This window comes from Planotetraspora mira (genome assembly GCF_016863275.1).
In the GTDB taxonomy this organism is placed as follows: domain Bacteria; phylum Actinomycetota; class Actinomycetes; order Streptosporangiales; family Streptosporangiaceae; genus Planotetraspora; species Planotetraspora mira.
Genome location: NZ_BOOO01000010.1, coordinates 19047 through 42391, shown reverse-complemented (window position 1 = coordinate 42391; position 23345 = coordinate 19047). Strand labels below are relative to the sequence as shown.

Here is a 23345-nt window from a genome sequence, read left to right as displayed (position 1 = left end):
CGGCCCGGGACCGCCGGGCCGCGCCCTGGGAGGCAGGCATGAGCGATCTCGGCCACGTGCTCGTTCTCGCGGGCGGCCTTTCCTATGAGCGCGAGGTGTCCATCCGTTCCGGACGTCGCGTCGCCGACGTGCTGCGCTCGGCGGGCGTCGATGTGGAGACCCGCGACACCGACGCCTCGCTCGTGCCGGCCGTGCTGTCGGACCCGCCGAATGCGGCGTTCGTGACCCTTCATGGCGGCGCGGGCGAGGACGGCGCCATCCGGACCGTCCTCGAACTCCTCGGCGTTCCGTACGTGGGAGCGACTCCTGACGCGTGCCGGGTGGCCTTCGACAAGCCGACGGCGAAGGCGGTCGTGCGGTCCTGGGGACTGAACACCCCCGACTCGGTCTCACTGCCCAAGGAGACCTTCCACGACTTGGGCGCGACGGCCGTCCTCGCGCGGATCGTGGACAACCTCGGGCTGCCGCTGTTCGTCAAGCCGTCACGCGGCGGCTCGGCGCTCGGGGCCTCGATCGTGCGCACCGCCGACGAGTTGCCCGCCGCCATGGTCGGCTGCTTCGCGTACGGCGACACCGCACTGATCGAGAAATACATCACGGGCGTCGAGGTCGCCGTGTCCGTCGTCGACCTCGGTGATGGTCCGCTCGCGCTACCTCCGGTGGAGATCGTGCCCGACGGAGGGGTTTACGACTACGCGGCGCGCTACACGGCCGGCCACACGGAGTTCTTCGCCCCCGCCCGGCTGTCCGAGGAGGCGACCCAGGCGTGTGCGGCGATGGCCGTTGCCGCTCACACCGCCCTCGGGCTTCGGGACGTCTCCCGAACCGACCTCATCGTCGACGCCGCCGGTCGGCCGTACTTCTTGGAAGTGAATGTCGCGCCCGGCATGACCGAGACGTCACTGCTGCCAATGGCAGCCGAGGCGGCGGGCCGGGATCTCGGCGCTCTCTGCAAGGGCCTTCTTGAGGCGGCCGCTCGCCGCGGGTGAAGCTCAACGTTTCACGTGAAACACGCCCCGCCGCCTCACAACGAGGGGAGCCACTCCCCCGGCGTGGCACGTACCGGTCTGAGCGACCGGGCATCCTCTTACCGCGACCCGTTTCACGTGAAACATCGACGGCGGGGTGTGGAGAGACGACGAGGCGGCGCTGTTTCACGTGAAACAGCGCCGCCCTCCATTCCGGGGAAGCGCTCCTATTCCGGGGAAAGCCCTCGCATCGCGTTGCTCGCCTCCGGCGCCATCGTGCCGATGATGCGCTCCAGGTCGTCGATCGTGGAGAACTCCACCACGATCTTTCCCTTCCGCTGGCCGAGGTCGACCCTCACCTTGGTCTCGAAATGATCCGAGAGCCTGTCGGCCAAGTGACGCAGAGCCGGCGCGGTCGGCTGCTTCTTCCTCGGCTGCCGAGGGGCGGGACCAGAGCTGGCGTCTCCCAGCGCCACGATCTCCTCCACCGTCCGGACCGACAGTCCCTCGGCCACGATCCGTCCGGCGAGCCGATCCTGTGCGGCCGGGTCGTCCAGCGAAAGCAGCGCACGCGCGTGCCCCGCACTGATCACACCCGCGGCGAGGCGCACCTGGACGTTCGGCGGGAGGTTCAGCAGCCGCAGCGTGTTGGTGATGTGCGAACGCGACCGGCCGACCTTCCGGGCCAGCACCTCGTGCGTGGCTCCGAAGTCGTCGAGCAGTTGCTGGTAGGCCGCCGCCTCCTCAAGCGAGTTGAGCTGCTCGCGCTGGAGGTTCTCGATGAGCGCCTCGCGCAGCATCTCGTCGTCCTGCGTGCTACGGACGATGGCCGGGATGGTCTCGAAACCGGCGAGTTGGGAGGCCCGCCACCGACGCTCCCCCATGATGAGCTCGAACTGTCCGCCCCCCAACGAGCGCACGACGACCGGCTGGAGGAGACCCACCTCCTTGATGGAGGCGGCCAGCTCGTCGAGGCGGTCCTCGTCGAAGACGTCACGCGGCTGGCGGGGGTTGGGGGAGATCGCCGCGACCGGAATCTCCTGGAAGTAGGCCCCGTCGACGGGCTTCAACCCCGAATCCACTGATTCCTCAGCGGGAGAACTCGCTGCGACCGATGGATCCACGATCGGCCCCGTGGGGATCAGAGCTCCAAGCCCCTTGCCCAGTCCCCGACGCTGCTGAGTCACCGCTGCTCCTTACGCACCGCACAGAAGGCTGTGCCCAGCGGCCGAGACCACTGGGCACTTCACGCACACACCACGAGAGGTTACCGCCGCGCGGCCCCCTGCATGAGCATCGGCGCACAGAGTCTGGCTCAACGGCAAGCGAGGTGATGGGTCAGTCGGCGCCACGGGCGACTCCGGCGGCAGGTGATCGGCCGTCGATCCGGGAACCGTGAAAGAACGCATCCTGGGGCCGGAGTTCGCTCACGGGTCCGGACGGCGTGGGGGCCATCCCTCCCCCACTTGTCGCGCGGTCCACCCGCCACACGAGGAGGTTCGCCAGGGCCCACATGTCGCGGGCGCGAGGCAGACATATGGAGGGAAGGCCGGAGGGCGGCTTCGGAGCGGGCGCCTCCGGCCGGCGACTGCGATGACAGCGGCGATGAACGGCGATGCGGTGAGAAATCATCGCGGCTGCGCGCGACGGGAACGGCCCAGCAGCGGACTACGAGGCTCCCGCGAGCGCCGCGGCACGGTAGGCGATCTCCCGAGCCGCCTCCATGTACGCCATCGCACCACTCGAACCCGGGTCGTAGGTCATGACCGACTGCCCATAGCTCGGCGCCTCCGACAGACGGACGCTGCGCGGGATCACCGAGTCGAGAACCGTGTCGCCGAAGTGGGACCGCACCTCATCGGCGACCTGTGACGCGAGCCGCGTACGGCCGTCGTACATCGTGAGGAGGATCGTCGACAGCGCCAGCGTCTGGTTCAGGTGAACGCGGACGAGCTCGACGTTCTGCAGGAGCTGGCTGAGACCTTCCAGCGCGTAGTACTCGCACTGGATGGGGATCAGCACCTCCTGCGCCGCCGCCATCGCGTTCACGGTCAGCAGGCCGAGGGATGGCGGGCAGTCGATGAAGATGTAGTCGAATTCCATGGACTCGAAGGCGGCCAGCGCACGCTTCAGGCGCGTCTCCCTGCCCACCATGGGAACCAGCTCGATCTCCGCGCCGGCCAGATCGAGTGTGGCGGGCGCACAGAAGAGCCCGGGCATGTCCGGCACCGGCTTCACGATCGACGAGAGCGGCAGGTCGTCCACCAGCACCTGGTAGACCGAGGGCGTTCCCGCCCGGTGGTCCGTCGCGAGAGCGGTCGAGGCGTTCCCCTGCGGGTCCAGATCCACCACGAGGACGCGCTGCCCGTGCATGGACAGCGCCGCCGCGAGGTTGACCGACGTGGTGGTCTTGCCCACCCCACCCTTCTGGTTGGACACGGTCAGCACCCGGCAGCGGGGAGGCCGCGGCCAATCCCCGCCACTACGGGTCGAATAACCGACAGAAGATTCAGCCACCAGTGGGGGTGCGGCTGTTTCACGTGAAACCACGGAGCTCAATGCCTCTCGTACCAACGGTGAATCGCCAGGTTGAAGGGGGGTCTGGGACACGGTCGCCGTCCTTTCGACCTGCGAAACGGAAAATCGAGGCCAGCCAAGCCCCGACGGCCGGCTTGCTGTCGCGATCTCCCAGGGTAGGGCGACCGGACTCGTCGGCCAACCCAGGCCCGCTGTCGCATCCAGCAAGACGCTCACCTCTTCCGTCGCCGCCGTGCACCACGTCCACTCGACTCGGGGGATGCTCCCGCGACTACGCGAACGAGGGTGGCGGGCGGATCGACCCTACCGCGCCCTACCGTAACAAGCTCAGCCGAACGCGCCCCAGAAGCCTTCAATTGAGGTCTGGCGGCCTCCAGTTCTTCCTCGGCCCGCTCCCCCTTCATCGCCAGCAGTTGCCCGTCCTCGCGGAGCAGTGGCAACGACCACTCGAGAAGCCGGTCGAGGGGCGCGACCGCGCGGGCCGTCGCCACGTCGAACGCCCGCTTGCCCGCGAGTTCCTCCGCCCGGCCGCGCACCACTTCGGCATTGGCGAGATCCAGCGCCTCAACCGCCTCGGACAGGAAGACGGTGCGCCGCAGAAGCGGATCCAGCAACGTCACCCTGATGTCCGGGCGCACGATCGACAGGACCAGGCCCGGCAGGCCCGCCCCCGAGCCGATGTCGACGACGCGGGCGTCCTGCGGGATCGCCTCGGCGACGACGGCGCAGTTGAGCAGGTGACGCTCCCATATGCGAGGAATCTCACGGGGCCCGAGGAGGCCGCGGACGACCCCCGGCCCCGCAAGCAGTTCCGCGAACAGCCGTGCCCGGCCCAGCGCGTCACCGGTGAAAACCTCCCGCGCCACGATCGGCACTTCGGGCAGCTCGTTGCTCTCCGTCATCACTCACTCATTCGCGAACCGTCTCGGGCCAAGGGTAGTGGCCCATCCCCGCACGAACCTGAAGGTCGTGTCTGACAAATCATGCCCTGCCACGAGGGACTCAGCAGGCGCGCGGCCCACGATCCATCGCTTGATCGGCTGAGCCTGTGGAAACGACAAAGCCGCCGGCTCCGAGGAGTCCGGCGGCTTTCCGTACGAAGAGAGACTAGACGGGGAGGACGACGACGAATCGACGCGGCTCCTCCCCCTCCGACTCGCTCCTGAGCCCGGCCGCGGCGACCGCGTCGTGCACGATCTTCCGCTCGAAGGGCGTCATCGGCTGGAGGGCCTTGGGCTCTCCGCTGCGCTTGACGTCATGGGCCGCGGCAGAGCCGATCTTGGTGAGTTCCACCCTGCGGCGCTCGCGGTAACGACCGACGTCGAGCATGAGCCTGGAGCGCTCACCGGTCTGCCGGTGCACCGCGAGGCGGGTGAGCTCCTGGAGGGCTTCGAGCACCTCGCCGGCGGGACCCGTCAGGTCGACGCCCTTGATGTCGACGACCGACACCACGGCGCGATCGCCCTCGACGTCCATGTCGATGTCGCCATCGATGTCGGCGATGTCGAGGAGGCCCTCGAGGTAGTCGGCCGCGATCTCCCCCTCCTGCTCCAACGCCTCGACGTCGGGAGCAGGCTTCGGGCTGTCCTCAGCTTCGGTCACGTCCGGGACTCTCTTTCTGCTACGGCTTCTTGCTGCCGGTGCGCTTGCTACGGGGCTGGCGCGTCGGCTGCTGACGGACGATCTTAGGCTCTGGCGCCGGCGGCGGCTCCTCAGACGCGGCCTTCGGCTTGCCCACCAGCTTGGTGAAGATGCCGTTGGTCGGTGGGGGCGTCGTCATGTTGCCCTTTTCGTCGACGACCGGCATGGGATGGCGACTGTAGAACCAGTGTTGCTGGCTGAGCGTCCACAGGTTGGTCGTCACCCAGTAAAGGATCAGGCCGAGGGGGAAGTTCAGGCTGAAGATGGCGAACAGCGGCGAGATGTACATCAGGATCTTCTGCTGCTGAGCCATCGGGTTGTCCGGCATCTGCTGCATCGAGCGCGTCACGCTCTGCCGGACGGTGAGGAACGTCGTGCCCGAGCTGATCGCGACGAAGACGGCGAGCACGATCTTGGTGACCACCGGGTCGGCGCCGAACTTGGAGATCTCACTGGCGCTCGACCAGAAGGTCGCCGGCAGCGGAGCGCCCAGGATGTGGGCCGCACGCGCACTGTCCACCAACTCGCGCGTCATTCCGAAGGTCGCACGATCCTCGGCGATGGCCCGCAGCACGGTGAACATCGAGATGAAGATCGGGAACTGCGCGACGACCGGCAGGCAGCCGCCGAGGGGGTTGGCCCCGGCCCCCTGATAAAGGGCCATGACCTCCTGGTTCATGCGCTGCTTGTCGTTCTTGTACTTCTTGCGCAGCTCTTGGACCTTGGGCGCGAGCTCCTGCATCTTCCTCGACGAGCGCATCTGCTTCATGAAGAGGGGGAAGATCAGCAGGCGCATCAGCACGGTGAGCGTGATGATGGTGAGCGCCCAGTTGAGCCCGTTATCTGAGGGGATGAATGTGCTGTATCCGGCATGGATCTGGGTGATCACCCAGGCCACGGCCGTGTACAGCCAATTCAGGAATGGCAGCTCCACCGAGCTAGCTCCCTTGCGTTTCGTCGTGAGACCGGACTCGGGGTGGGGGCACCGGGTCGAAACCTCCAGGATGGAACGGGTGGCACCGCCCGATACGCCTAACGGTCAGCCATACCCCGCGTAGTGCCCCGTGAACGGTGATCGCCTCGAGGCCGTAGGCGCTGCAAGACGGCTCGAACCGGCATCGCGGGCCGAGCATCGGGCTGATGAAGGCCCTGTAGAACCGGATCGGGACAACCAGAACCCGAGCGACCGGGCCCGCCGGGTCTACCGGCCGGGGGTCCGTCACCGCGATTCCGGACTCCGGAATCGGCTGCTCCGCTGTCATGACCGTCCATCCGTCAGGGTCCGGGGCTCGGACCCCCTCCGCCGGAGTAAACGATCCAGCGCGACGTCGAGTTCGGCGGCCAGATTCTCGCTTCGCGCGGACGCGGCCGGTGGATTGGCGCGTACCACAAGCAGGCTACCTCTAGGGAGCCGCACTACACGGTCCCGCATGAGGTGTCTGAGCCTGCGCTTGACCTGGTTTCTGATCACCGCACCCCCGACCGCCTTGCTCACGACGAAACCCACCACCGGTGGTTCATCGGTTTCGCGCACGGAAAAATGTGCGACCAGCATGGGACGACCGGCGCGTCGCCCGCGGCGTATCGCGTCGGCGAATTGGTCACCTCGTCGCATCCGCGACTCGGACGGCAGCACCGCGTGTTCCTCTAGGTACGGCTGTCGCCCGCCGACGGAACAGACGGCGGGCGACGGCGGGCTTCTCGTCGTCAGACGGTCAGCTCGGCGCGACCCTTACGGCGCCGGCTGGCCAGGATCGCACGGCCCGCGCGGGTGCGCATGCGCAGCCGGAAGCCGTGGGTCTTCGCGCGGCGACGGTTGTTCGGCTGGTAAGTACGCTTGCTCACGAGTGGGCTCCCAAGACTTCAGATACGCACGCAAAGTTTGCGGGCGCGGGACATTCCAAGGTTACGGCTCGTCAGCTGCGTGGGCATGCGAAATAGCCGTCGCGTGATTAGCCGACCGGCATACGTTACGGGCCGACCCCACGCCAGGTCAAACCCGACCAGCCACTCTATCGCCCTCGGACCGTCGTCCGCCTAATCCGTGAGCGCGTCCCCAAGCATGACGATCAAGTGGCCCCGCAGGCCACCCCGGCCCCCGGACGGTACCCCGTGACCTCCCCCGGCGAGTGCGCGGGACGCCCCGACGCACCGGAAGGAACAAGCGCGTACGGCGGGCGTCCACAGCCCACTAGGCTTGTGGACAACGTCTTGAACGCATGTTGCTCCACCGCTACTGTCAACCCTCCGGCCTTTCCCTCTGTCACCGTGAATGCGCCCGGGAAACATCGCACCGACTGTGCACAACATGTGGATCTCATGTGGATCAGCTAACGGGGGCTGAACACCGCCGGGTCATCCCGGGCCGGGCTGAAGTGGAAACGAATCGCGGCGTGCGAGCGGGGGCCGCGCAAGGGAGGGAGGGGCGGAGCCATGGAAGGCGTCGACCTCAACGCGGTATGGTCTCGGGCGCTCGGAACCCTTCTTGACGAGGGCGTTTCGGGACAACAGCGCGCGTTCCTCCAGATGACCCAGCCGTCCGGGCTCATCAACGACACGATTCTCCTGGCCGCTCCCAACGATTTCGCGAAGGAAGTCCTCGAGGTCCGGTTGCGGCCGCTGATCGCGCACGCGCTTTCCCAGGAGTTCGGCCGCCCGGTGCGGATCGCCGTCATGGTCGATCCCGGTGCGACCTCCTCCGCGGGAGCCCAGCACGACGTCTATCCCCAGCCGCAGGATCAGGGTTATCCCCACGGTGGACAGCCGCAGCCCGGCTACGGCAGGCAACACCGGCCCGAGCCGCTCAGCCCGTCCACCGACTATCCACAACACCGTCCACAGCAGCAGGGCTTCCCCTCCTTCGGCCAGGACGGCCCGTCGCCCGTGGAGGAGCCGTACGGGTCGCAGCAGTATCCACAGCCGACCCCCGTCTACTCCCCCGAGCCGCCTCCGGCGCCGAAGCCCGAGCCCGTGCAGAACCGGTGGGACAGCCGAGGCGCGCGGACCACCAGCGAGCCGGCTCGGCTCAACGCGAAGTACACCTTCGAGACCTTCGTCATCGGCGCGAGCAACCGGTTCGCCCACGCGGCGGCGGTCGCCGTCGCGGAGACGCCGGCCAAGGCGTACAACCCGTTGTTCATCTACGGAGACTCCGGGCTGGGCAAGACTCACCTGCTGCACGCGATCGGCCACTACGCCCAGAGCCTCTATGACGGCGCCCGGGTGAGATACGTGAGCTCCGAGGAGTTCACCAACGACTTCATCAACTCGATCCGCGACCACAAGGCCGACGGCTTCCGCTCGCGGTATAGAGCGGTCGACATCCTGCTGGTGGACGACATCCAGTTCCTGGAGGGCAAGGAACAGACGCAGGAAGAGTTCTTCCACACGTTCAACACCCTCCACAACGCCAGCAAGCAGATCGTCATCTCCAGTGACCGGGCGCCCAAACAGCTCGTCACGCTGGAGGACCGGCTCCGCAACCGCTTCGAGTGGGGCCTGATCACCGATGTGCAGCCGCCCGAGCTGGAGACCCGCATCGCGATCCTCAGGAAGAAGGCCATCCAGGAAGGACTGGCCGCGCCTCCCGACGTGCTCGAGTACATCGCCAGCCGCATCGCCACCAACATCCGCGAGTTGGAGGGCGCACTCATCCGGGTCACCGCGTTCGCCAGTCTCAACCGGCAGTCTGTGGACATCCAGCTGGCCGAGGTCGTCCTCAAGGACCTGATCAGCGAGGACGCCAGCCCCGAGATCACGATCTCCCTCATCATGTCGACGACGGCCGAGTACTTCGGGGTCTCGCTCGACGATCTGTGCGGCAGCTCCCGGTCGCGTGCCTTAGTCACCGCCCGGCAGATCGCCATGTACCTGGCCCGTGAGCTCACCGACCTGTCCCTCCCGAAGATCGGGCAGCAGTTCGGCGGCCGCGACCACACCACGGTGATGCACGCGGAGCGCAAGATCCGGTCGCTCATGGCGGAACGGCGCTCGATGTACAACCAGGTCAACGAGCTCACGACCCGGGTCAAGCAGCGCGCACGCAACGCGTGATGCACAGCCTGTGGATATCGCTGTGGATCAAACCCCGCACACACCCGTGAAGCCTTCTGGGCGTCACCAGCCCGTTGGTTACCCGAAATGCACCATTAAGAGGTGGGGGACGGATGTGGGGAAATCCTGGGGATGGCCTGGGGACTACTCGTGGACGACTTGGGGACGCCCTGTGCGCGACCGGTCCAGGCCCCCGCGGCGGCGCCTTCTACCCCGTGGACAACCGGTGGAAACCTCGTGGGTAACTCGTGGATGAAGGGGCCCGAGACTGGGGAACCGCTGTGGGGAAGCAGCCGTTCCCCACAGCAACACGGTTCACATGCACCTCTCGCCCACACCCGCAGTGGATTAAACCTTGGTCCTGACCTGCGAACATGCTCGACATCCACATATCCACGGCCCCTAATGAGAAGACCTATATATCTCTCTCCTAAGAACTCAAGAACCATAGAAGGGGTTCTGGAGGAGCCAAGGGCTCAGAGAGTGCACACTTGACGATGCAGCGAAATCCAGGAGGCTGATCCCCGTGATGTTCCGGATCGATCGCGACGTGCTCGCCGAAGCCGTGGCGTGGACCGCACGCAGCCTTCCGGCCCGGCCCTCGGTGCCGGTGCTGGCGGGCATGAGGCTCGAAGTCACACAGGAGGGCCAACTCAAGCTCTCCGGCTTCGACTACGAGGTGTCGGCGGAGGTGACCCTCGACCCCCAGGTCGGCGAAGCCGGTGTGGTCCTCGTGTCGGGCAAGCTCCTCGCCGAGATCACCCGGGCGCTGCCCGCTCAGCCGGTCGACTTCGTCGTCGACGGCGCCAAGGCGGTCGTCACCTGTGGAAGCGCGCGGTTCACGCTGCTGACCATGCCGGTGGAGGACTACCCGTCCCTCCCCGCGATGCCGCCCGCGGCCGGCCGGATCGGCAGCGACGTCTTCGCCTCCGCCGTCGGCCAGGTCGCCGTCGCCGCGGGCAAGGACGACACCCTGCCGATGCTCACCGGCGTCCGGATGGAGATCGAGGGCGACACGGTCACCCTCGCGGCCACCGACCGGTATCGCCTGGCCGTACGTGAACTGAAGTGGCAGCCGGAGCAGCCCGACTTCCAGGCGATCGCCATGGTCCCCGGCAGGACCCTGGCCGACACGGCCAAGGCGCTGGGCGCCACCGGGGCTCAGGTCGAGATCGCGCTCAGCTCCGCGGGCGGCACCGGCGAGGGGATGATCGGCTTCTCCAGTTCCGGGCGGCGGACCACGACGCGGCTTCTCGACCCCGAGTTCCCCAAGTACCGCTCGCTGCTTCCGACGCAGTTCTCCGCTCACGCGGACTTGTCCACAGCCGCGTTCGTGGAGGCCGTCAAGCGCGTCGCGCTGGTGGCCGAGCGCAACACCCCCGTACGGCTGGCCTTCCGCGGCGACGAGGTCATCCTGGAGGCCGGCAGCGGCGACGAGGCCCAGGCGGTGGAGGCTCTGCCCGTCGAGTTCGACGGCGAGGAGATCAACATCGCCTTCAACCACCAGTTCCTGCTGGAAGGGCTCGGCGCGATCGACTCCGACGTGGCGCGTCTGCAGTTCACGACATCCACCAAGCCCGCCATCCTCACAGGCGGAAAGCCTGTGGATGACGGGGAAATCCAGGACTATCGCTACCTCATCATGCCCATCCGCTTGTCCAGCTGACCCGGGGCGTACCATCTACCGGGGCCGATTTGAGGGCCCGCACACGGGTAGGCGTGCCTCGCGGTGGATCCGGAGGCTAAGGGGTGGCTCACATGCAGATCGGCATGATCGGTCTCGGCAAGATGGGCGGGAACATGGCCGAGCGGCTTCGCCGCGGCGGTCATGACGTGGTCGGATACGACCGCGATCCCGCCGTCAGCGACGTCGGCAGTCTGGCCGACCTCGTCGAGAGGCTCGAGGCGCCCCGTGCCGTGTGGGTGATGGTGCCCGCCGGCGAGCCCACCCAGGCCACGATCAGCCAACTGCGTGACCTGCTCTCCCCCGGTGACCTGATCGTCGACGGGGGCAACTCGCACTACAAGGACGACCAGGTGCACGCCGCCGACCTCGCCGAGAAGGGCGTCGGCTTCGTCGACGTCGGGGTCAGCGGCGGCATCTGGGGGCTCGAGAACGGCTACGCCCTGATGGTCGGGGGTACGGCCGAGGACGTGCGTCGGCTCGACCCGATCTTCACCACCCTCCGGCCCGGAGGACAGGACGGCTTCGTCCACGCCGGACCGGTCGGCGCCGGTCACTTCGCGAAGATGGTCCACAACGGCATCGAGTACGGCATGATGCAGGCCTTCGCCGAGGGCTGGGAACTGCTGGAGGCCAGTGACGTCGTCACGGACGTCCCCGGTGCGTTCGCGAGCTGGCGCCACGGCACGGTCATCCGCTCCTGGCTGCTCGACCTGATGGTGCGGGCTCTGGAGCAGGACCCCGACCTGTCCGAGCTCAAGGGGTATGCCGAGGACTCCGGCGAGGGCCGGTGGACGGTGCAGGCGGCTGTGGATCACGCGGTGCCGCTGCCGGCGATCACGGCAGCCCTCTACGCGCGTTTCACCTCGCGCCAGGCCGATTCCCCCTCGATGAAGATGATCGCGGCGCTGCGCAACCAGTTCGGCGGGCACGCGGTCGCCTCGGTGGAAGGCCAGACGGGCAAGGGTGCGGACGCCCCCGGCGCCGACGTCGCGCCGCCCCGCGAAGTCCAGCACTGAACCGTGTTCTGATCGACGGGAACTGACTGAACGCGTCCGCCGTACGACGCGGGCGTCCGGGCGTTAGTAGCCTTGCGGCGTGCATGTGGCCAGCCTCTCCCTCACCGACTTCCGGTCGTACCCCGCGGTCGAGCTCGATCTCGAGCCCGGGGCCACGGCCTTCGTCGGGCCCAACGGGCAGGGGAAGACCAACCTCGTCGAAGCCGTGGGTTACCTCGCGACGCATTCCAGCCATCGCGTCGCGACGGACGCCCCGCTCGTACGGCAGGGCGCGCAACGGGCGATCATCCGGTCGGTGGTCGTCAAGGACGACCGCCGGGCGCTGATCGAGTTGGAGATCAACCCCGGCCGCGCCAACCGCGCGAGGGTCAACCGCTCCCCCGTTCCGCGGCCGCGCGAGGCCCTCGGCCTCCTGCGGACGGTGCTCTTCGCGCCGGAGGACCTCGCCCTGTCCAAGGGGGATCCGTCGGAGCGCCGCAAGTTCCTCGATGACCTGCTGGTCGCCCGCGCCCCCAGATTCGCCGGGGTCCGCGCCGACTACGACCGGGTCCTCAAGCAGCGCAACGCCCTGTTGCGCACGGCGGCGACCACCAAGACCGGCCGGCGGCGCGGGTCCCGCAAGCAGGACGACGACGCCGCCTTCGCGGCCGCCGGGGCCGGGGACGTCATGAGCACGCTCGAGGTGTGGGACTCCCATCTCGTACGGCACGGCGCCGAACTCCTGGCCGGACGGCTCGACCTGGTCGACGCGCTGCGGCCACTGGCCGCCAAGGCCTATGCCACTCTCGCGCCGACCTCCGCGCCGGCGGGCCTGGAATACCGGAGTTCGGCAGGCGAGGACCAGGCCGACGATAAGTTGTCCACAGATGTCAGCGTTCTGGGGACAAACCGCGAAGATCTGGCTGAGCGCCTCCGGGCGGGCCTGGCCGAGGTGCGCCAAGCTGAACTGGACCGAGGCGTCACCCTGGTGGGGCCGCATCGCGACGACCTGCTGCTGACCCTCGGCGACCTGCCGGCACGCGGCTACGCGAGCCACGGGGAATCATGGTCGTTCGCCCTGGCCCTGCGGCTGGCGGCCTACGACCTTCTGCGCTCCGACGGCGGCGACCCGGTGCTGATCCTGGACGACGTCTTCGCCGAACTCGACGACCAGCGGCGCAGGCGGCTGACCGACATCGTCGCCCCGGCCGAGCAGGTCCTCATCACGGCCGCGGTGCCGGACGACGTTCCGGCCCAGCTCGCGGGGTCCCGATTCGACGTGACCGAAGGGAGCGTGCTGCGTGTCCGCTGAATCCACAGGTGGGGACCAGTCCCCGGAGGGGACCGCGGCCAAGGGCGCCGCGATGGCCCGCGAGAAGCTGGCGCAGGCCAAGGCCGACGCCGTGAAACGCGGACAGCTCCCCCGGTCGGAACCACGCCGCCGCAAGGGCGGGCCGAAGCGGGACGCCGGCGATCCCCAGCTCTTCGGCCGTGCCATCCGGGACCTGCTGGCCGACCGCGGCTGGGAGCAGCCTGCGGCCATCGGCGGCGTCTTCGGCCGCTGGCGGGAGATCGTCGGGCCCGAACTGGCCGGCCACACCACCCCGGAGACCTTCGCGGACGGTGAGGTCGTCGTGGCCGCGGACTCGACCGCTTGGGCCACGCAGGTGCGCCTTTTAGCGTCTACGCTGGTCAGAAGGCTGAACGAGGAGCTGGGCGACGGCACGGTCACGCGCGTGAAGGTGCACGGCCCGAACGTGGGGCCGCGTCCGACGGGCGGTCTGCGGGTCCACGGCAGCCAGGGCCCCGGAGACAGTTACGGGTGATCCCGGGAGCTGAGCCGTAGGACACCGGAGAAAGCCCGAACCGGCCCAAAATCGCGTGTGAGGCTTCGACCCCCGTCTCCGGTGGGGGAAGTTCAAAACGATGATCAACACGCGACAGGGCATCACAGCCCCCGTCAATGCCTCCTGAGGTCTCCAGGACCGGTAGAATGAATGTGGACTTAAGGACACGTCCGGTTTGCGTCACCCCCCGACCTTGAGGGTCGATTTCCCGCAGGGTGGGCGCATCGGGGCATTCACGACGGTGACGGGCACGGCTGGGGCGGCCAAGCTAGACGACCTCCCGCCGCGTGTCCATTGGCAGGAGGATTTCGCACTTGTCCTACGACGCAAGCTCAATCACCGTTCTAGAAGGACTCGAGGCGGTCCGCAAGCGCCCGGGAATGTACATCGGTTCCACGGGCGAGCGCGGCCTCCATCACCTGGTCTACGAGATCGTGGACAACTCGGTCGACGAGGCGCTCGCCGGCTACTGCGACACGATCGAGATCACGCTCCTCGCCGACAACGGCGTGCGGGTGGTGGACAACGGCCGGGGCATCCCCGTCGGTGAACACCCTGTGGAAAAGCGGCCGGCCGTCGAGTTGGTCATGACCACGCTGCACGCCGGCGGAAAGTTCGACGGGAAGTCGTACGCCGTCTCCGGCGGCCTCCACGGCGTCGGCGCGGCGGTGGTCAACGCCCTGTCGACCCGGCTCGATGTGGAGATCAAGCGCGACGGCTACCACTGGCGCCAGACGTATGACCACTCCAAGCCGACCGGCCCGCTGACCAGGGGCGAGCCGACCGACGAGACCGGGACGACCACCACGTTCTGGGCCGACGACACCATCTTCGAGACGACCGTCTGGAACTTCGAGACGCTGACGCGCCGGTTCCAGGAGATGGCGTTCCTCAACAAGGGCCTCGCGATGATCATTCGCGACGAACGGCCCGACCACATCAACGGCGAGCCGGTTGAGATCAAGTACCACTACGAGGGTGGCCTCGCCGACTTCGTCACCCACCTCAACTCGAAGAAGGAGCCGATCCACGGCTCCGTCGTCGACTTCGAGGAGCACGGCGAGGGCATCTCGGTCGAGATCGCGATGCAGTGGAACGCTTCCTACAGCGAGTCCATCTACACGTTCGCGAACACGATCAACACGGCCGAGGGCGGCACCCACGAGGAGGGCTTTCGCGCGGCGCTGACGACCATCGTCAACCGCTACGCGCGCGAGCAGAAGTTCCTCAAGGAGGGCAAGGACGACAACCTCACCGGCGACGACGTCCGTGAGGGCCTCGCCGCGATCATCTCGGTGAAGCTGGCGGACCCGCAGTTCGAGGGCCAGACCAAGACCAAGCTCGGCAACACCGAGGCGAAGTCGTTCGTCCAGAAGGCGTGCAACGACCACTTGCGCGACTGGTTCGAGCGCAACCCCGGCGAGGCCAAGGACATCATCACCAAGACGCTCCAGGCCTCGCGCGCCCGCCTCGCGGCACGCCAGGCCCGTGACCTCACCCGCCGCAAGTCCCTGCTGGAAAGCGGCAGCGGCCTTCCGGGCAAGCTGGCCGACTGCCAGTGGTCGGAGCCCGAGAAGTGTGAGCTCTACATCGTCGAGGGTGACTCGGCCGGCGGCTCGGCCAAGGGCGGCCGGGATCCCAAGTTCCAGGCCATCCTGCCCATCCGCGGCAAGATCCTGAACGTCGAGAAGGCCCGGATCGACAAGGTCCTCAAGAACAACGAGGTCCAGGCGCTGATCACGGCTCTCGGCACCGGTGTGCACGACGAGTTCGACATCGAGAAGCTGCGGTACCACAAGCTGATCCTCATGGCGGACGCCGACGTCGACGGGCAGCACATCACCACGCTGCTGCTGACGTTGCTGTTCCGCTTCATGCGGCCGCTGATCGAGGCCGGGCACGTCTACCTCTCCCAGCCGCCGCTCTACAAGATCAAGTGGGATCGCAAGGGCGAGGACGCCTCCTACGCCTACTCCGACCGGGAGCGCGACGCGATCATCGAGGACGGCGTCGGGCGCGGCAAGCGCGACCCCCGCCTCCACGACGGCGTGCAGCGCTTCAAGGGTCTCGGCGAGATGAACCCCTCCCAGCTGTGGGAGACCACGATGAACCCAGCGACCCGGGTGCTGCTGCAGGTCACGCTCGACGACGCCGCCCAGGCGGACGAACTGTTCAGTGTCCTGATGGGCGAGGACGTCGAGGCCCGCAGGAACTTCATCATCCGCAATGCCCGTGACGTTCGTTTCCTCGACGTATAGCAAAAGGACTTTTCCGTGACGGAAGTGAACACGCCTCCGGGACCGCCCGCCGATCGCGTAGAACCGGTCGACATCCAGTCCGAGATGCAGCGCAGCTACATGGACTACGCGATGTCCGTCATCGTGTCCCGTGCGCTGCCGGACGCCCGGGACGGCCTCAAGCCCGTGCACCGGCGCGTCCTGTACGCGATGTTCGACGGTGGCTACCGCCCCGACCGCGGCTACTTCAAGTGCTCGCGCGTCGTCGGTGACGTCATGGGCTCCTACCACCCGCATGGTGACGCGTCGATCTACGACACCGTCGTACGGCTCGCGCAGCCCTGGTCGCTGCGTTATCCGCTGGTCGACGGACAGGGCAACTTCGGCTCACCGGGCAACGACCCGGCGGCCGCGATGCGGTACACCGAGTGCCGCCTCGCGCCGATCGCCATGGAGATGCTCCGGGACATCGAAAAGGACACCGTCGACTTCCAGCCCAACTACGACGGGCGGTCGCAGGAGCCGATCGTCCTGCCGTCGCGGTTCCCGAACCTGCTCGTCAACGGCGCCGCCGGCATCGCGGTCGGGATGGCGACCAACATCCCGCCGCACAACCTCCGCGAGGTCGGCGAGGGCGTCAAGTGGGCGCTGGAGAACTACCAGGCGACCGACGAGGAACTGCTCGAAGGGCTCATCGCCCGGGTGAAGGGCCCCGACTTCCCGACGGGCGCGCTGATCGTCGGCCGCCGCGGCATCGACGACGCCTACCGCACCGGGCGCGGCTCGATCACGATGCGGGCGATCGTCGAGGTCGAGGAGGACGCCAAGGGCCGGCAGTGCCTGGTCGTCACGGCCCTGCCGTACCAGGTGAACCCGGACAACCTCGCGCTCACCATCGCCGAACTGGTCAAGGACGGCAAGGTCACCGGCATCGCCGACGTCCGCGACGAGACCTCCTCCCGGACCGGCCAGCGCCTGGTGATCGTGCTGAAGCGCGACGCCGTCGCCAAGGTCGTGCTCAATAACCTCTACAAGCACACCCAGCTGCAGACCACCTTCGGCGCCAACATGATCGCCCTGGTGGACGGCGTGCCGCGGACGCTGCGTCTCGACCAGTTCGTCAAGTACTACATCGAGCACCAGATCGAGGTCGTCGTCCGGCGGACCCGGTTCCTGCTCCGCAAGGCCGAGGAGCGGGCCCACATCCTGCTTGGACTGCTCAAGGCGCTCGACCGGATGGACGAGGTCATCGCCCTCATCCGCCGATCGCCCTCGGCGGCCGAGGCGCAGGGCGGCCTGATGACCCTGCTGGAGATCGACCAGATCCAGGCGCAGGCCATCCTGGACATGCAGCTGCGCAAGCTGGCCGCCCTGGAGCGGCAGCAGATCCAGGACGAGTACGACGGCCTGATGACGCAGATCGCCGACTACCAGGACATCCTCGCCTCCGAGCCCCGGCAGCGGCAGATCGTCTCCGACGAGCTCAGCGAGATCCTCGCCCGATTCGGCGACGACCGTAAGACGGAGATCATCGCCTACGAAGGCGACATGTCCATCGAGGACCTGATCGCCGAAGAGGACATGGTCGTCACGATCACCCGTGGTGGTTACGCCAAGCGCACCAACATGGACCTCTACCGGGCGCAGAAGCGCGGCGGCAAGGGAGTCCGCGGCGCCCAGCTCCGCCAGGACGACATCGTCGAGCACTTCTTCGTGACCACGACCCACCACTGGCTGCTGGCCTTCACCAACAAGGGGCGGGTCTACCGGGTCAAGGCGTACGAACTGCCGGACTCGGGCCGCGACGCGCGGGGACAGCACCTGGCCAACCTGCTCGCCATGCAGCCCGACGAGCACGTCGCGGAGATCCTCGATCTACGGGACTACGAGGTCGCGCCGTACCTCGTACTGGCGACCCAAAGCGGCCTCGTCAAGAAAACACGGCTGTCTGAATACGATTCGCCCCGATCTGGTGGCCTCATCGCAATCAATTTGCGCGAAGATGACGAGGTGATCGCCGCACGACTCGTGTCGGAGGAGGACGATCTGCTGCTCGTTTCCAAGAACGCGCAGTCGATTCGTTTCACCGCCTCCGATGACGCTCTTCGCCCGATGGGCCGCGCCACCAGTGGTGTCATCGGCATGCGTTTCCTCGACGGGGACGAACTCCTCGCGATGAACGTCGTGAGTCACGGTGATGACGTGCTCATCGCGACGGAGGGCGGCTATGCCAAGCGCACTCCCGCGGACCAGTACCCCGTGCAGGGACGGGGTGGCAAGGGGGTGCTGACAGCGAAGATCGTCAGCGCCCGTGGCAAGCTGGTTGGAGCCGTCATGGTGAGGCCCGAGGACGAGGTCTTCGCCATCACATCGGCCGGAGGGGTGATCCGGACCAGTGCGGGCGAGATCAAGCAGTCGGGCCGCCAGACCATGGGGGTGCGCCTGATGAACCTCGCTGATGGGGACAGCGTCGTCGCCCTTGCCCGCAATGCCGAGGCTTTGGACGCCAACTCGGATGAAATCGAGTCGGAGTCCTTCGAATCGGCCGAGACCGAGCCGACAGAGCTCGAGTCACTGGAGATCGAGGAAAACGGGGCAGGAGACGACGCATGAGTGATAGCGGCGGTGCGCGGGCGACCGGGGCGGCCAGAAAAAAATCGCCGGGCGCCCGTCCGGCGTCGTCCTCAATGAGGGACGGCGTTACCGAGCGGGTGGACAAAGACGATAACGTCGTCGAGGTGGCGTCCGAGAAAGAAGATGCGACTCCGGCTGGGAAGCCCGAGTCCGACTCCGACAACGCGACTGTGCGCATCCGCACTTCCGCGGCCGATCAGCCGTGGAAGTCGCAGTCGTCCAAGGACGGCGAGAAGCCGGCCGATCGTCAGTCCGGTCCCGAGACCGCTCCCTTCGCCAAACCCGCCGTCGCGACACCGTCCGCCGCCGCTCCTGCCGACCGCAGTGGCAAGGCCGGCGGGCCCACCGGGGCCAAGCCCGCGGTGAACGAGTCGGCCGCCTCCGGTCCGGGATCCGGCTCCGGGTTCGGCAAGTCCGGATCGGGTGCCGGCAAGCCCAAGCCCGGTGGCGACAAGCCGTTCGGTGGCGACAAGCCGATCGGCGGCGGAAAGCCGGATGTCAACACAGGGCCGAGGGGCGGTGCTCGCGGGCCCGTCACGTCAGGGTCCGCCACGCCGCCCGGGTCCGAGTCCGCTGGTCCCACCGCGACGTTCCCGAGGCCGACCTACTCCTCTGGGGACGGCTCCCGGCCTGGAACCTCTCCAGTAACCGGCGCCTCGTCCCCGGCGCCCCCGGTCTCCGCGTCGCCGATCGTTCCTTCGCCGGTCACACCGGCGCAGGACGCCCCTGCCCGGGGGTCCGCGTTCGGCTTGGCGGAGCGGCCGGAGGCCACGAGCGGCACGGCCAAGGGCAAGGCCAAGAAGGCCGACGCCAAGGGGCCCCGCAAGGCCCACCTGGTGTTGCGCCGGATTGAGCCGTGGTCAGCCATGAAGTTCAGCTTCGTCATCTCGATCGTCTGCTTCGTCATCCTGTTTGTGGCGGTCGCGATCCTGTACGGCGTGCTGTCGGGGATCGGCGTGTTCAGCTCGATCACGGACGCGGTCACGCAGCTCACCACCGGTGACAGCAAGACCGCCAGCACCCTTGACATCAGCAGTTGGTTCGCCCCTGGGCGAATCCTGGGCTACGCGGGTCTGCTGGGCGCGATCAACGTCGTTCTCATCACCGCTCTCTGCACTCTCGGTGCGGTGATCTACAACGTGTGCGCCGAGTTCGTCGGCGGCGTCGAAGTGACCTTCAGCGAGGCCGAATAGTCGGTCGTACGGCTACCGCCCCGGGCGCGGGCGGTAGCCGTACGGATCACAACGGAAGAGCCCGCGGCCATGTGGGAAGGCGCGGGAGCGGTGCGGACACGGTAAGCTTTTCCTCGTTCAGGCGTGATTCGCCTCCCGATACGGGATGCGGTAACGTTCCTTGCGCAACGCGGGGCTATAGCTCAGACGGTTAGAGCGCTTCCCTGATAAGGAAGAGGTCCCAGGTTCAAGTCCTGGTAGCCCCACCACAGTTCACAGGCCGTTTTCCGATCATCGGAGAGCGGCCTTTCTCGTACCCGCGTGACCACTTTTCCGATCATGCGCCGAAGCCGCGGTGCGCCCCCGGCTCAGCCGGGATGCGGTAGACGGACACGTGGGAACGCGACTCGGCGGTGAAGTCGGCTCCGGACCAGTCCGCGTGCCTGGTCTCCAGCTCGAACCCTGCCAACTGCGCCATGAGGTCGAGCTCTGCCGGCCAGATGTAGCGATGTGGGCTGCGGAACAGCTGAGCCTGTCCGCTCTCGTCGAACGTGAAGTGGTGCGAGACGACGTGCTGACGCAGTACGTCGTAGGTGTCCAAGCCGATGTAGCCGGACTCGGAATGCCACACCGTGGCCGATTGACCCGGTGGGAGCTTGCGCAGCTCAGGCACCCACAGCTCGATCACGAACCGGCCGCCGGGCGTGAGGTGGCGGGCGGCGTTGCGGAAGCACGCGACCTGCTCGGCCTGGGTGAGCAGATTCGAAATCGTGTTGTAGACGAGGTAGACGAGTGTGTATTTCCCGGGGGCGACGGTGGTCGCCATGTCGCCGACGATTACCGGGATCGTCGCTTCGTCCACCTTGGTTCGCAGTTGGTCGATCATCGGAGATGACAACTCGAGGCCGGTGACGGGCACCCCTCGCTCGGAGAGCGGGACGGCCACGCGGCCGGTCCCGATGGCGAACTCGAGCGCCTGACCGTCGCCTGCGAGTTCGGCGAGGCGGTCCACGGTCGGCCCGAGGACCTCGGGCGCGAACATGCCGGTGCCCGGCGTGTCATAGCGCCGGGCGGCATCGACGTCCCAGATCTCGTCCTGTCGCACTGCTCAACGATCGCCGTGGACACACGCGTTGTCCAACGAATTCGCGAACCACGGGTGGCGAACGCCCTGGGGCATGTGGTCCCCGAGGGCACGCGCACAACACCGGGTTCAGCAGAGCGTCTGCGTGAGTTCGTTGCGGTCTCCGGTGAACACCACCTGGCCGCGAGCGCCGTTGACCAGGGGCAGGTACGGCGGGACATGACCACACTCGACATCGGCGATGATCGGCACGGCCAGGCTGCCGAGGGCGTCGAGCACCGCCTCATGCTGAGTGAGTGAGCCGGCGTCCGGTGCCCGGGTGCGACCGACGAGGATCGCGTTCGCGTTGGTGAAGAACCCGGCGAGCCGCATCCCGTGCAGGTTCCGGCAGATGGTCGGCGCGTCGTCCCCTGAGGCCTCGACATAGACGATCAGCCCCTCGGGCGCCATGTCTCTCGCGAAGGCCGCGATGTCTCCATACGGCGTGCCGGTGAGGTTGCACAGGGTTTCGACGCAGCCTCCGATGAGCCGCCCCTCAACCTGCACGTCACCGTCGCCGTCCAGCCGCGTCCATCGCCCTGGCGTGTCGAGCGTGAACTCGCGCACTTCCGGATTGGTTCGGTAGTCGTCCCATCCCTGCGCCCGGTAGCGGTTCGGCGGAGTCTGCCTGAACGCCGTCTCCGGGGCCATCGTCGCTATGTCCAGCCAGGTGAGCAGTCCTTCGGGCGCGCGGTACGGCGTGTCCATCAGGTTGTTGCCGTGGATGGTCGCGACCCCGGTCAGCAGGGTGAGGGGCGTGATGATCGTCGACATGTCGGAGAAGCCGACGACCCATGTCGGGTCGGCCTCACGCAGGGCGTCCCAGTCGAGCAGGGGCAACAGATCGATCGCGGTCTCCCCGCCCCACGGCGGTACGACGGCCTTGATGGACGGGTCGGTGAGCATCTCCATCAGTTCGCGGGCCCGGTCGGCCGCCGGCGCGCTGACGTGCCCGGCGCCGTCCATGCATTCCCCGACGATCACCTGATACCCGTGCTCTTCCACGGTGCGGATGCCCACCTGGAGGCGATCTCGCAGGTGCTCGTCCACTCCGCTGGAGGGGGCGGTGACACCGATATGGTCACCAGGACGCAACGGGGCGGGGTATCGCACGTTCATGCCCACGATCCTTGCGGAGTCCCCGGCCGGACGGCCACTGGGTATGCGGAGCACGGCGGAGCGGCCGCCCTCGATTCAGTAGAGGGCGTTCATCGTGGCCCGGACTTCGTCGAGGGTGGTCTGGGCGATGGCGGTGGCATGTTCATTGCCGTCACGCAGCACCTTCCGGATGTGGCCGCGATCCTGGGCGTACAGGGCGCGCCGGTCTCTGATGGGGGCCAGGAACGTGTTGACCGCTTCGGTGACGGTCTCCTTCAACGCCGACGCGCCCCGGCCGCCGATGTCCTCGGCGACCTGGTGGGGGTCGCTGCCGAGGCACAGGGAGGCGAGGAGGACCAGGCTGGACACCTCAGGCCGTGTGGCGGGCTCGTAGGTGATGTGCCGGTGGGCGTCGGTCTTGGCGCCGCGGATCAGCTTGGCGGTCTCGTCGGCGCTCGCTGCCAGGGTGATGGCGTTGCCGCGGCTCTTGCTCATCTTGGTGCCATCGGTCCCCAGCAGCAGCGGAGCCGCCGAGAGCAGGGCGTCAGGCTCGGGAAAGACCGCAACGCCGTTGCCGTAGCGGTTGTTGAAACGGCGGGCGATGGTGCGCGTGACCTCCAGGTGAGGCAACTGGTCCTGGCCGACCGGCACGAGGTTGGCCTTGCAGAACAGGATGTCGGCGGCCTGGTGCGCGGGGTAGGTGAACATCAGCCCGCTGACGGAGGATTGCTGGGACTGGGCGATCTCCTCCTTGACAGTGGGATTACGGCTGAGCTCCGCGACGGTGATCAGGCTGAGGAACGGCAGGAGCAACTGGTTGAGCGCCGGAATCGCGCTGTGGGTGAAGATCGTGGCCCGTTCCGGGTCCACGCCGACGGCCAGGTAGTCCAGCACCAGGTCCTCAACGTGTTCGGTGAGATGGTCGGCGACGTCGCGATCGGTCAGGACCTGGTAGTCCGCGATGATCACCAACATCTCCACCCCCAGGTCCTGCAGGCGGACGCGGTTGTGGAGAGTGCCGAAATAGTGCCCCAGGTGCAGCCGGCCTGTCGGACGGTCGCCGGTCAGCACCCGGAACCGCCCGGGATCCCGATGGATCAGCTCCTCCAGCGCGGCACTGCGGCGCTGGACGGTGGAGATCCCATCTGCGGGGACCGGAGGTTCGGCCGAGTAGTCGAGACCAAAGTCGGTGATCATGTGGTTCTCCTGAAAGGTGAGGCGGTCCGCCGGGTCTGACGGGGACGGCACATTCCAGGAAGAAACGCGAAAGGGCCGTCCATCTGAACGGCCCAGGTCGTGCACGAGTGATGGCCGCTCCTAAGTGGAGCGCCACCAACTCGGACACGACAGAC

The 23345-nt window shown here is 67.5% G+C and carries 20 protein-coding genes and 1 tRNA gene; 10 read left to right on the top strand and 11 right to left on the bottom strand.

The annotated features are described in order from the left end of the window. Window positions 1-38 precede the first annotated feature (38 nt). Window positions 39-989, top strand: a complete 951-nt coding sequence (locus Pmi06nite_RS10570; RefSeq protein ID WP_203952742.1) for a D-alanine--D-alanine ligase family protein — start codon at window positions 39-41, stop codon at window positions 987-989. A gap of 206 nt (window positions 990-1195) precedes the next feature. Here the strand turns inward: Pmi06nite_RS10570 and Pmi06nite_RS10565 are convergent, their stop codons facing one another. From Pmi06nite_RS10565 to rpmH, 8 genes are all read right to left on the bottom strand, one after another. Beyond that, entirely contained in the window at window positions 1196-2155 is a 960-nt protein-coding gene (locus tag Pmi06nite_RS10565; RefSeq protein WP_203952741.1) for a ParB/RepB/Spo0J family partition protein, read from the bottom strand. 481 nt (window positions 2156-2636) lie between these two features. Beyond that, on the bottom strand, window positions 2637-3488 hold the full coding sequence (locus Pmi06nite_RS10560) for a ParA family protein (RefSeq protein WP_275409562.1): 852 nt from the start codon (window positions 3486-3488) through the stop codon (window positions 2637-2639). 230 nt (window positions 3489-3718) lie between these two features. After that, complete coding sequence (rsmG, locus tag Pmi06nite_RS10555) at window positions 3719-4408, bottom strand: 16S rRNA (guanine(527)-N(7))-methyltransferase RsmG (protein ID WP_203952739.1); 690 nt, start codon at window positions 4406-4408, stop codon at window positions 3719-3721. A 205-nt stretch (window positions 4409-4613) separates the two neighbouring features. Beyond that, window positions 4614-5108: a Jag family protein gene (locus tag Pmi06nite_RS10550; protein ID WP_203952738.1), complete on the bottom strand. Its 495-nt coding sequence runs from the start codon at window positions 5106-5108 to the stop codon at window positions 4614-4616. A 19-nt stretch (window positions 5109-5127) separates the two neighbouring features. Then, window positions 5128-6081: a membrane protein insertase YidC gene (yidC, locus tag Pmi06nite_RS10545; protein ID WP_203952737.1), complete on the bottom strand. Its 954-nt coding sequence runs from the start codon at window positions 6079-6081 to the stop codon at window positions 5128-5130. Between the two features lie 4 nt (window positions 6082-6085). After that, window positions 6086-6370: a membrane protein insertion efficiency factor YidD gene (gene yidD, locus Pmi06nite_RS10540; protein ID WP_239113818.1), complete on the bottom strand. Its 285-nt coding sequence runs from the start codon at window positions 6368-6370 to the stop codon at window positions 6086-6088. A gap of 35 nt (window positions 6371-6405) precedes the next feature. Continuing rightward, window positions 6406-6783 carry a ribonuclease P protein component gene (rnpA, locus tag Pmi06nite_RS10535; protein WP_203952735.1) on the bottom strand — a complete coding sequence of 126 codons (378 nt, stop codon included), beginning with the start codon at window positions 6781-6783 and terminating at the stop codon, window positions 6406-6408. A 71-nt stretch (window positions 6784-6854) separates the two neighbouring features. Next, entirely contained in the window at window positions 6855-6992 is a 138-nt protein-coding gene (gene rpmH, locus Pmi06nite_RS10530; RefSeq protein ID WP_203884487.1) for a 50S ribosomal protein L34, read from the bottom strand. Window positions 6993-7580: 588 nt separating this feature from the next. Between rpmH and dnaA the strand changes: the two genes are divergently transcribed. From dnaA to Pmi06nite_RS10485, 9 genes are all read left to right on the top strand, one after another. Beyond that, window positions 7581-9200 (top strand): chromosomal replication initiator protein DnaA, encoded by a 1620-nt coding sequence (dnaA, locus tag Pmi06nite_RS10525; protein ID WP_203952734.1) that lies wholly within the window; start codon window positions 7581-7583, stop codon window positions 9198-9200. Window positions 9201-9726: 526 nt separating this feature from the next. Beyond that, window positions 9727-10866, top strand: a complete 1140-nt coding sequence (dnaN, locus tag Pmi06nite_RS10520) for a DNA polymerase III subunit beta (RefSeq protein WP_203952733.1) — start codon at window positions 9727-9729, stop codon at window positions 10864-10866. Window positions 10867-10958: 92 nt separating this feature from the next. Beyond that, on the top strand, window positions 10959-11903 hold the full coding sequence (gene gnd / locus Pmi06nite_RS10515; RefSeq protein WP_203952732.1) for a phosphogluconate dehydrogenase (NAD(+)-dependent, decarboxylating): 945 nt from the start codon (window positions 10959-10961) through the stop codon (window positions 11901-11903). A 79-nt stretch (window positions 11904-11982) separates the two neighbouring features. Beyond that, the gene (gene recF, locus Pmi06nite_RS10510) at window positions 11983-13194 is read left to right on the top strand and encodes a DNA replication/repair protein RecF (RefSeq protein ID WP_203952731.1); all 1212 of its coding nucleotides are present in this window, start codon (window positions 11983-11985) and stop codon (window positions 13192-13194) included. Continuing rightward, the gene (locus Pmi06nite_RS10505) at window positions 13184-13708 is read left to right on the top strand and encodes a DciA family protein (protein WP_239113806.1); all 525 of its coding nucleotides are present in this window, start codon (window positions 13184-13186) and stop codon (window positions 13706-13708) included. The genes recF and Pmi06nite_RS10505 overlap by 11 nt, the downstream gene beginning before the upstream one ends. Window positions 13709-14043: 335 nt before the next feature. Then, a complete protein-coding gene (gene gyrB, locus Pmi06nite_RS10500) occupies window positions 14044-15987 on the top strand; it encodes a DNA topoisomerase (ATP-hydrolyzing) subunit B (protein WP_203952730.1) in 1944 nt (647 codons plus the stop codon). A 15-nt stretch (window positions 15988-16002) separates the two neighbouring features. Then, window positions 16003-18579 carry a DNA gyrase subunit A gene (gene gyrA, locus Pmi06nite_RS10495; RefSeq protein WP_203952729.1) on the top strand — a complete coding sequence of 859 codons (2577 nt, stop codon included), beginning with the start codon at window positions 16003-16005 and terminating at the stop codon, window positions 18577-18579. Between the two features lie 98 nt (window positions 18580-18677). Continuing rightward, on the top strand, window positions 18678-19793 hold the full coding sequence (locus tag Pmi06nite_RS10490; RefSeq protein ID WP_239113805.1) for a DUF3566 domain-containing protein: 1116 nt from the start codon (window positions 18678-18680) through the stop codon (window positions 19791-19793). A 171-nt stretch (window positions 19794-19964) separates the two neighbouring features. Continuing rightward, a tRNA-Ile gene (locus Pmi06nite_RS10485) sits at window positions 19965-20041 on the top strand. A 68-nt stretch (window positions 20042-20109) separates the two neighbouring features. On the opposite strand, the gene Pmi06nite_RS10480 is transcribed toward Pmi06nite_RS10485, so the two are convergent. The 3 genes from Pmi06nite_RS10480 to trpS form a co-directional block, all read right to left on the bottom strand. Continuing rightward, a complete protein-coding gene (locus Pmi06nite_RS10480) occupies window positions 20110-20814 on the bottom strand; it encodes a class I SAM-dependent methyltransferase (RefSeq protein WP_203952806.1) in 705 nt (234 codons plus the stop codon). Between the two features lie 171 nt (window positions 20815-20985). Further along, window positions 20986-22014 carry a S66 family peptidase gene (locus tag Pmi06nite_RS10475; protein ID WP_203952727.1) on the bottom strand — a complete coding sequence of 343 codons (1029 nt, stop codon included), beginning with the start codon at window positions 22012-22014 and terminating at the stop codon, window positions 20986-20988. Window positions 22015-22089: 75 nt separating this feature from the next. Continuing rightward, window positions 22090-23190 (bottom strand): tryptophan--tRNA ligase, encoded by a 1101-nt coding sequence (trpS, locus tag Pmi06nite_RS10470; RefSeq protein ID WP_203952726.1) that lies wholly within the window; start codon window positions 23188-23190, stop codon window positions 22090-22092. Window positions 23191-23345 lie beyond the last annotated feature (155 nt).

Bases quoted from the DNA above. Each gene is read 5' to 3' on its own strand.
- Pmi06nite_RS10570 (WP_203952742.1), top strand. From the start codon at position 39: ATGAGCGATCTCGGCCACGTGCTCGTTCTCGCGGGCGGCCTTTCCTAT.
- rsmG (WP_203952739.1), bottom strand. From the start codon at position 4,408: ATGACGGAGAGCAACGAGCTGCCCGAAGTGCCGATCGTGGCGCGGGAG.
- dnaA (WP_203952734.1), top strand. From the start codon at position 7,581: ATGGAAGGCGTCGACCTCAACGCGGTATGGTCTCGGGCGCTCGGAACC.
- gnd (WP_203952732.1), top strand. From the start codon at position 10,959: ATGCAGATCGGCATGATCGGTCTCGGCAAGATGGGCGGGAACATGGCC.
- Pmi06nite_RS10480 (WP_203952806.1), bottom strand. From the start codon at position 20,814: ATGTTCGCGCCCGAGGTCCTCGGGCCGACCGTGGACCGCCTCGCCGAA.
- Pmi06nite_RS10475 (WP_203952727.1), bottom strand. From the start codon at position 22,014: ATGAACGTGCGATACCCCGCCCCGTTGCGTCCTGGTGACCATATCGGT.
- trpS (WP_203952726.1), bottom strand. From the start codon at position 23,190: ATGATCACCGACTTTGGTCTCGACTACTCGGCCGAACCTCCGGTCCCC.